The 8212-nt window shown below is 74.1% G+C and carries 9 protein-coding genes; 6 read left to right on the top strand and 3 right to left on the bottom strand.

The annotated features are described in order from the left end of the window. Positions 1–89 precede the first annotated feature (89 nt). A complete protein-coding gene (locus tag ACFWDO_RS10360) occupies positions 90–434 on the bottom strand; it encodes an RNA polymerase-binding protein RbpA (RefSeq protein ID WP_079575180.1) in 345 nt (114 codons plus the stop codon). A gap of 351 nt (positions 435–785) precedes the next feature. Between ACFWDO_RS10360 and ACFWDO_RS10355 the strand changes: the two genes are divergently transcribed. The 5 genes from ACFWDO_RS10355 to ACFWDO_RS10335 all read left to right on the top strand — a co-directional run bounded on the left by ACFWDO_RS10355 (position 786) and on the right by ACFWDO_RS10335 (position 5182). Then, the gene (locus tag ACFWDO_RS10355) at positions 786–1985 is read left to right on the top strand and encodes an LLM class flavin-dependent oxidoreductase (protein ID WP_380322704.1); all 1200 of its coding nucleotides are present in this window, start codon (positions 786–788) and stop codon (positions 1983–1985) included. Beyond that, a complete protein-coding gene (locus tag ACFWDO_RS10350; RefSeq protein ID WP_380322707.1) occupies positions 1982–2632 on the top strand; it encodes an FMN reductase in 651 nt (216 codons plus the stop codon). Before ACFWDO_RS10355 ends, ACFWDO_RS10350 begins: the two co-directional genes overlap by 4 nt. Before the next feature lie 110 nt (positions 2633–2742). Then, positions 2743–3765 (top strand): UDP-glucose 4-epimerase GalE, encoded by a 1023-nt coding sequence (gene galE / locus ACFWDO_RS10345; RefSeq protein ID WP_380322710.1) that lies wholly within the window; start codon positions 2743–2745, stop codon positions 3763–3765. Positions 3766–3834: 69 nt separating this feature from the next. After that, positions 3835–4137, top strand: a complete 303-nt coding sequence (locus tag ACFWDO_RS10340; protein WP_380322713.1) for a hypothetical protein — start codon at positions 3835–3837, stop codon at positions 4135–4137. Positions 4138–4156: 19 nt separating this feature from the next. Beyond that, positions 4157–5182 (top strand): ribonuclease Z, encoded by a 1026-nt coding sequence (locus ACFWDO_RS10335; RefSeq protein WP_380322716.1) that lies wholly within the window; start codon positions 4157–4159, stop codon positions 5180–5182. Between the two features lie 224 nt (positions 5183–5406). Here ACFWDO_RS10335 and ald read toward each other — a convergent pair whose 3' ends face one another. Beyond that, positions 5407–6519, bottom strand: coding sequence for an alanine dehydrogenase (gene ald / locus ACFWDO_RS10330; RefSeq protein ID WP_380322719.1), 1113 nt, complete (start codon positions 6517–6519; stop codon positions 5407–5409). 164 nt (positions 6520–6683) lie between these two features. On the opposite strand from ald, the gene ACFWDO_RS10325 reads away from it, so the two are divergent. After that, complete coding sequence (locus tag ACFWDO_RS10325; RefSeq protein WP_380322722.1) at positions 6684–7235, top strand: Lrp/AsnC family transcriptional regulator; 552 nt, start codon at positions 6684–6686, stop codon at positions 7233–7235. Positions 7236–7251: 16 nt separating this feature from the next. On the opposite strand, the gene ACFWDO_RS10320 is transcribed toward ACFWDO_RS10325, so the two are convergent. After that, positions 7252–8208, bottom strand: coding sequence for an alpha/beta fold hydrolase (locus tag ACFWDO_RS10320; protein ID WP_380322725.1), 957 nt, complete (start codon positions 8206–8208; stop codon positions 7252–7254). Between the last annotated feature and the right edge of the window lie 4 nt (positions 8209–8212).

Genomic DNA, 8212 nt, shown 5'->3' with positions numbered 1-8212 from the left:
CCGGGGGGCGGGCCCCCCGCGGCTCCCCGGGGCACCCGGCTGGGGGGGGGGCCCCCGGGGGGGGGCCCCCCCCCTTCTGGCGTGTCAGGTCAGGCGCTGCGGCGCAGCTTGCCGGCGCGCAGCAGCTCGAGGCGCTCGTCGAGGAGCTCCTCCAGCTCGGCGACGGTGCGGCGCTCGAGCAGCATGTCCCAGTGGGTGCGCTGCGGCTTGCCGGGCTTCACCTCGGGGCGCTCGGCGTCGCGCAGGAGCGCCTCCTCGCCGCACCGGCACTCCCACACCGGCGGCACCTCGGCCTCGGTGGAGAAGGGCAGGATGATGGTGTGACCGTTGGGGCAGTCGTAGTGGGCCTGGAACCGCGGGGCGAAGTCCACGCCCTCGTCGGACTCCATGCTCTTGCTGCCGATGCTCATGCCGCGCAGGGACCGGTCGGGCATGTCGTCCTCCTGGAGGTCGGTGGGAAGGGGCCTGAGGTTCCAACGCGGCCCTACCGGGGGATGTTCCGGCGGTCCGTGAAGGTCCCGTGAAGCACGGTCCACACCGAGTGCCGGAGAATGGGCATGGTGGCGGTGGACGTGACGGTTGCCCCCTCAGGCTGGCCAGTCGGCGCGTCTGACGCAACTCGAGACCGCCCTGCGGGCGCCCTTTGTGCGCGACGTCACCTGTGGTCGGCGGACGGCGGGGAACAACGGGGCGGGTGCCGCGGTTCAGCCGCATGTACATGCAAACGCATGGACCTGGGCGTCAGGTCAGGACCCAGGAGCAGTCCACGAGCAGGGAGCGCAGCCGTGCAGTTCGGAATCTTCTCCGTCAGCGACGTCACCACCGACCCCACGACGGGCCGCACGCCGGACGACACCGAGCGGGTGCGCAACATGCTCACTATCGCCCGGCACGCCGACGAGGCGGGCCTGGACGTCTTCGCCACGGGCGAGCACCACGACCCGCCGTTCGTGGCGTCCTCGCCGACGACGATGCTCGGTTACCTGGCGGGCGTCACGAAGCACATCACCCTGTCGACGGCCACCACGCTGATCACCACCAACGACCCGGTGCGCCTTGCCGAGGAGTACGCGATGCTCCAGGTCATCTCCGACGGGCGCATGGACCTCATGATGGGCCGCGGCAACACCGGGCCCGTCTACCCGTGGTTCGGGCAGGACATCCGCCAGGGCATCCCGCTGGCCGTGGAGAACTACGCGCTGCTGCGCCGCCTGTGGACCGAGGACGTCGTGGACTGGGAGGGCAAGTTCCGCACCCCGCTGCAGGGCTTCACCTCCACCCCGCGGCCGCTGGACGGCGTCCCGCCGTTCGTGTGGCACGGCTCGATCCGCAGCCCCGAGATCGCCGAGCAGGCCGCGTTCTACGGTGACGGCTTCCTGCACAACAACATCTTCTGGCCCATGCACCACACGCGGCAGATGGTGCGGTTCTACCGCCAGCGGTTCGAGCACTACGGCCACGGCCGCGCCGACCAGGCGATCGTGGGCCTCGGCGGCCAGGTGTTCATGCGCAAGCGCTCGCAGGACGCGTGGAACGAGTTCCGCCCCTACTTCGACGAGGCGCCCGTGTACGGGCACGGCCCGTCGATGGAGGACTTCACGCGCGAGACGCCGCTGACGGTCGGCTCCCCGCAGCAGGTCATCGACCGGTACGCGTCGTTCGTGGACGAGGTGGGCTACTACCAGCGCCAGCTGTTCCTCGTCGACCACGCCGGGCTGCCCCTGAAGTCGGTGCTCGAGCAGATCGACCTCCTCGCCGAGGACGTCGTGCCCGAGCTGCGCAAGATCGTCGAGGCCAAGCGCCCCGCCGACGTGCCGCTGAACCCGCCGACGCACGCCGAGCGCGTCGCCGCCGCCCGCGCCACGGGCGAGGCCGGCGCCACCCACGTCGGCGACACCTCGGACCCGTACACCGGTACCGTTGCCGAGGGCACCCAGCCCGCCGCCGGCACGGCAGGCACCACCCAGCAGGAGGCACGCGCATGACCATGTCCTCGGGGCCCTCGGGCATCCAGACCCCCACCCGCACCCTCGCCGTCGTCTCGGCGGGCCTGTCGCAGCCGTCGTCCACGCGGCTGCTGGCGGACCGGCTCGCGGACGCCACCGTGCGGGAGCTCCAGGACGCCGGGCACAGCGTGCGGGTCGAGACGATCGAGCTGCGCGACGTCGCCCACGCCGTCGTCGACGCGATGCTGACCCGGTTCCCGACCGGCGACCTGGCCCGCGCGCTGGAGACCGTGACGGGCGCGGACGGCCTCGTCGCCGTCTCGCCCATCTTCACCACGAGCTACTCGGGTCTGTTCAAGTCGTTCTGGGACGTCGTCGACCCCGACTCCCTGACCGGCATGCCCGTGCTGCTCGGCGCCACCGGCGGCACCGCCCGCCACTCCCTGGCCCTCGAGTACGCCGTGCGCCCGTTGTTCACCTACCTGCGCGCCGACGTCGTGCCCACCAGCGTGTTCGCGGCCACGGACGACTGGGCCGCGAGCGCCGACGACCCCGGCGCCGGCCTGCCGAAGCGCATCGCCCGCGCCGGCCGCGAGCTGGCGCAGCGCGTCGCCCGCCGGGAGAACGAGGGGCCCGCCGACCCGTTCGCCGCCACGCCGAGCTTCACCGAGCTCCTCGGCGGCTGACGGGCCGCCGACGGGCCGCTGACGGTCACAGAAGAGCACGACGCGCACGGGCCCGGCCCGGGGTGCGGACGCCGTCCGAGGACGGCGGCCCCACGCCCTAGGCTGGGCCCATGCGCGTTCTGGTCTCCGGCGGCGCCGGGTACATCGGCTCCCACACGGTCCTGTCCCTCGTCGCCTCCGGGCACGACGTCGTCGTTGTCGACGACTTCTCCAACTCCAAGCCCACGGTGATGGGCCGCGTGGAGTCGCTGTCGGGGGTGCACGTGCCGGTGCACGCGATCGACCTCACCGACGCGGAGAAGACGGAACGGCTGTTCGCGCACGAGAAGTTCGACGCCGTCGTGCACTTCGCCGGCTTCAAGGCCGTGGGGGAGTCGGTGGCGAAGCCGCTGGAGTACTACCGCAACAACCTCGACTCGACGCTGTCGCTGCTGGAGGCGATGCGCCGCCACGACGTGCCGCGGCTGGTGTTCTCCTCCTCGGCCACCGTGTACGGGGAGAAGGCCCCCGTGCCCTACCGCGAGGACTACGAGTACCTGTCGTCCTCCTCGCCGTACGGGCAGACGAAGGTGATGATCGAGCGGATCATGGCCGACGCCGCGGTCGCGGTCGGCAGGCTCAAGGTGGCGCTGCTGCGCTACTTCAACCCCGTGGGCGCGCACCCGTCGGGGCAGATCGGCGAGGACCCGCAGGGCATCCCCAACAACCTCATGCCGTTCCTGGCGCAGGTCGCCGTCGGCAAGCGCGACAAGCTCGTCGTCTTCGGCGACGACTACCCGACCGCGGACGGCACCTGCGAGCGCGACTACCTGCACGTCGAGGACCTCGCCGCCGGGCACGTCGCCGCCCTGGACCACCTGGACGCGATGACCGAGCCGGTGCGCGCCTTCAACCTCGGCACCGGCACGGGGACGTCCGTGCTGCAGATGCTGCACGCGTTCGAGCGGGCCGTGGGCCGCGAGCTGCCGTACGAGGTCGGCCCGCGCCGCGCCGGTGACCTCGCCGCCTTCTGGGCCGACCCCACGCGCGCGCAGAACGAGCTCGGGTGGCGCGCCGTCAAGACCATCGACGACATGTGCGCCGACACGTGGCGCTGGCAGTCGGAGAACCCGCAGGGCTTCCCCGGGGCCTGAGCGCACGGGCCCGGCCGCGGGTCGTCGTGCGGCCTTGCGGGGGCCTGCCCGCCGCGCCACGATGACCCCATGCCCGACCCGACGCGCGACGACGCGACGCAGCGCCTCCACCAGCGGTGGGACCCGGGTGCCCGGTACCGGCCGTCCGTGCTCGCGGGCCTGCCGTCGCTGCGGCCCGCGGCCGTCGCGCCGGCGCCGACCGCTGCGTCGACATCGTCGACATCGTCGACGTCGTCGACGCCCCGGCTCGCGGGGCGCCTGCGCCCGCGCCCGCTGACCCGCACTGCGGTGTTCGACCGCGACCTGTGGCGCCCGGTGCAGCACGTCACCACCGGCCTGGTGCGCGTCGTCGGGCGCGCCCTGGGCCGCTGAGCGGCGGGCGCGTCACGACGTGTCCCGACGCGAGCTGGTCGTGCTCGGCACGGCGAGCATGGTGCCCACCCGCGCGCGCAACCACAACGGGTACGTCCTGTTCTTCGACGACGCCGCGATCCTGTTCGACCCCGGCGAGGGCACCCAGCGGCAGATGACGCTGGCCGGGGTCTCGGCCACCGACCTCACCCGCATCGCGATCACCCACCTGCACGGCGACCACTCCCTGGGGCTGGCGGGCGTCGCGCAGCGGCTGTCGGGGGACCAGGTGCGCCACACCGTCCCGATCTCCTTCCCCGCCTCGGGCGAGGAGTGGGTGCGCCACCTGCTGCACGCCAGCGCCTACGACCACCACGAGCGCGTCGCCTTCCGGCCGGTGTCCTTCCCGTCGACCGGCCCCGCCCCGGCCACCACGAGCGCTGCGCCCGACGCAGCCTCCGTCGCGGCCCGGGTTGCGACGCTGCCCCGGGTGGAGGGCGAGCGCGGCGCCGGCCCGGGCGCCCCCGTCCTCACGGCGCGGCCGCTGGACCATCGCATCGACGCCGTCGGCTACCGCCTGGACGAGCCCGACGGCGTCCGGATCGACCCGGCGGCGCTCGCGGCCGCAGGGGTCGAGCCGGGTCCGGCGGTGGGACGGCTGCTGCGCGAGGGCAGCCTCACCCTGGCCGACGGCCGCACCGTCCAGCGCGACGCCGTCTCGGTCGCGCGCCCGGGACAGTCGGTGGCGTTCGTCATGGACACGCGCCTGTGCGACGCGGTGCTCGAGCTCGCCGACGGCGTCGACCTGCTGGTGATCGAGTCGACGTTCCTGCACCGCGACGCCGAGCTCGCGGCCCGCTGGGCCCACCTGACGTGCCGGCAGGCCGCCGTGGTCGCCGCCCGCGCCGGCGTGCGACACCTCGTGCTCACGCACTTCTCCCAGCGCTACCGGGTGCCCGACGAGCTCCCCGACGAGTTCGAGCGCGAGGCCCGCGAGGTGTTCGACGGCGGCCTGACCGTCGCCTCCGACCTCGACCGCGTCCCGCTGCCGCCCCGCCGGCACTGACCCTTGCCTCCCCCCGCAGGCGCCGACCGGCAGCCTCCTTCGTCGGGTCTTCCTTCGTCGGCCGGACCTCGCGCGAAGGACAGGTGACAGCGCCGGGAGGGGGAGGTTTCTTGTCGCGAGGCTGGTCGGGCCTGGCGGGAGGAGGCGAGGAACGAGCCTCCGGATGGCGCGCCTCGCGACAAGAAACCTCCCGCCTCCCGGCCCCAGCCCCACGACCGGCAAGGTCAGAGCACGTCGGCGACGTCCACCCGTTCGAGGGAGTGCGCCTCCGCGACGCCGGCGTTGGTGACGCGGCCGCCGTGCACGTTCAGCCCGCCCGCGAGCACGGGGTCACGGCGCAGGGCTTCGCGCCAGCCGTGGTCCGCGAGCGCCACGACGTACGGCAGGGTCACGTTCGTCAGGGCGTAGGTGGAGGTGCGCGGCACGGCGCCGGGCATGTTCGCGACGCAGTAGAACACCGCGTCGTGCACCCGGAACGTGGGGTCGTCGTGCGTGGTGGGGCGCGAGTCCTCGAAGCATCCGCCCTGGTCGATCGCGATGTCGACGAGGACGGCGCCGGGGCGCATGCGCGCCACGAGGTCGTTCGGGACGAGCACGGGGGCCTTCGCGCCGGGCACCAGGACGGCGCCCACGACGAGGTCGGCCTCCAGCACGGCCTCGGCGAGGGTGAGCCGGTTGGACGCGAGGGTCTGCACGCGGCCGCCGAGCTCGCGGTCGGCGGCCTTGAGGGCGTCGGCGTTGGTGTCCAGGAGGGTGACGCGCGCGCCCAGCCCGACGGCGATGCGTGCGGCGTTCATGCCGGAGACGCCGGCGCCGATGACCACGACGTGCCCCGCGGGGACACCGGGCACGCCGCCGAGGAGGATGCCGCGCCCGCCGGCGGCGCGCAGCAGGGTGGCGGCGCCGACCTGGGGGGCGAGGCGGCCGGCGACCTCCGACATGGGGGCGAGCAGCGGCAGCCGCCCGTCGGGGGTCTGGACCGTCTCGTAGGCGACGGCGGTGACGTCGCTCGCGAGGAGCTCCTCGGTGAGGGCCTTGTCGGCGGCGAGGTGCAGGTAGGTGAACAGCGTCAGGCCGGGGCGCAGGCGGTGGTACTCCTGCTCGACGGGCTCCTTGACCTTCAGCACGGTCTCGGCGCCGGCCCACACGGTGTCCGCGTTGTCGACGAGGTCCGCGCCCGCGGCGCGGTACTCGTCGTCGGTGATCGCGGAGCCGAGCCCGGCGCCCGCCTGGACGACGACCTGGTGGCCGCGGCCGACGAGCTCGTGCACGCCTGCCGGGGTGATGGCCACCCGGTACTCGTGGTTCTTGACTTCCTTCGGGACGCCGATGCGCATGGGAGCTCGCCTTCGAGGCTCGGTGACCGCGGCCGCGCGGCGGTGGCCGGCGGTCGCGGTCGGTCGGTGGGTCGCGTGGGTGTGTGACCCCGCTCACCTCCCAGTGTGAGGCCGCGATTCGGCACGACACCACGATTGCGAACATCCTTCGGTAGATTCGTCCCATGTCGAACATGGGGCAGTCTCGGCCCGCGGCGCGGGCGTCACGACCGAAGGATGTTCGTCCCGACCCGTCGTGGGGCCTGGACCGGCGCGGCCCCGCTCCGGAGCGCCTCGACGACGTCGACCAGCGCATCCTCGCCGCGCTCGCGCAGGACGCCCGCCTGCCGAACAACGCGCTCGCCGCCCGGGCGGGGGTGGCGCCGTCCACCTGCCTGACGCGGGTGCGCCAGCTGCGCGAGCGGGGCGTGATCCGCGGGTTCCACGCCGACGTGGACCCGGCGCGCACCGGCCACCCGCTGCAGGCGATGATCGCCGTGCAGATGAGGGGCGCCGCACGCACCCGGCTCAGCACCTACCTGGCGCGCCTCGCGGAGCTCCCCGGCGTGCTGAACGTCTTCCTGCTGGGCGGCGTGCACGACTTCTTCGTGCACGTGGCCGCCGCGGACTCCGACGCGCTCAACGAGTTCGTCATCGAGCACCTGTCCACCGACCCGGACGTGGCCCTCACCGAGACCAACCTGATCTTCCAGCACGCGCGCGCGTCCTGGTACTGACCCCGGTCACGCCGGATCACCCGCGCGCGGACAGCCACCGCTGCAGCTCGACGGCGAGCGCGACCGGCGCGTCGAGCTGCACCAGGTGGCCGGCGCTCGGCACGAGGCGCATGTCGGCGCGAGGCAGCGCGTCGGCCAGGCGCCGCGCCCGGTCGGCGGGGATCCACGCGTCCTCGGCGCCCCACAGCACGCGCGTGGGCACCTCCAGCGCGCCGAGCAACGGCTCCAGCTCGGCGGTGTACCGCTCGTCGGCCTGGGCGATCTGCCGGTAGAACGCGGCCTGCCCCTGCGGCCCGGTCCACGGGGCCACGAGCGCGTCCAGGTCCGCGTCGGACAGGGGGCGGTGCGCGGCCGTGCGCACGTAGGCCTCGAGAGCGCCGCGGTGCACGACGGCGGGCGTGCGGGTGAACACGTCGGCGTGCTCGCGCACGAGCGCGAAGTACGGCGAGCCCCAGGGACGCAGCGCGACGACGTCCACCAGGCACAGGGACGCGTACCGGGCGCCGTGCAGCAGCGCGGCGCGCAGGCTCACCGCACCGCCGTAGTCGTGGGCCACGACGTGCGGCACGGGCACGGCACCGGGCGGCACGCCGGGCGCCGACCAGGAGGGGCGCCAGTGCTCCAGCAGAGCGGCGAAGACCTCGCCCTGGACCCCCAGGTCGACGGCGTGATCGGGGTCCATCGACGACGCGCCGTAGCCCGGCATGTCCCACAGGTGCACGGTGAACTCGGCGGCCAGGGCGCGCGCGTACGGCTCCCACAGCCACGACGACCAGGGCGTGCCGTGGCAGAACACGAGCGGCGGGCCGGAGCCGAACGCCGTCCACGCGACCGCACGGCCCCGCCACACGAACCGGCGGTCCAGGAGCACGTCCTGCCCGGCGGGCGCTCGCGGCCCAGGGGCGTCGGCGCCCACGGCGCTCGCGGCGCTCGCCGTGGCGGAGGTCGGTGGGGTGCGGCCGGTGTCGCCCATCCCG

The organism is Isoptericola sp. NPDC060185, from assembly GCF_042728595.1.
Classification (GTDB): Bacteria; Actinomycetota; Actinomycetes; order Actinomycetales; family Cellulomonadaceae; genus Isoptericola.
This window is presented reverse-complemented; position numbering and strand designations above follow the sequence as displayed.

Excerpts from the sequence above, each read along its gene's own strand:
- ACFWDO_RS10360 (WP_079575180.1), bottom strand. The coding sequence starts at position 434 with ATGCCCGACCGGTCCCTGCGCGGCATGAGCATCGGCAGCAAGAGCATG.
- ACFWDO_RS10350 (WP_380322707.1), top strand. The coding sequence starts at position 1,982 with ATGACCATGTCCTCGGGGCCCTCGGGCATCCAGACCCCCACCCGCACC.
- galE (WP_380322710.1), top strand. The coding sequence starts at position 2,743 with ATGCGCGTTCTGGTCTCCGGCGGCGCCGGGTACATCGGCTCCCACACG.
- ACFWDO_RS10340 (WP_380322713.1), top strand. The coding sequence starts at position 3,835 with ATGCCCGACCCGACGCGCGACGACGCGACGCAGCGCCTCCACCAGCGG.
- ald (WP_380322719.1), bottom strand. The coding sequence starts at position 6,519 with ATGCGCATCGGCGTCCCGAAGGAAGTCAAGAACCACGAGTACCGGGTG.
- ACFWDO_RS10325 (WP_380322722.1), top strand. The coding sequence starts at position 6,684 with ATGTCGAACATGGGGCAGTCTCGGCCCGCGGCGCGGGCGTCACGACCG.
- ACFWDO_RS10320 (WP_380322725.1), bottom strand. The coding sequence starts at position 8,208 with ATGGGCGACACCGGCCGCACCCCACCGACCTCCGCCACGGCGAGCGCC.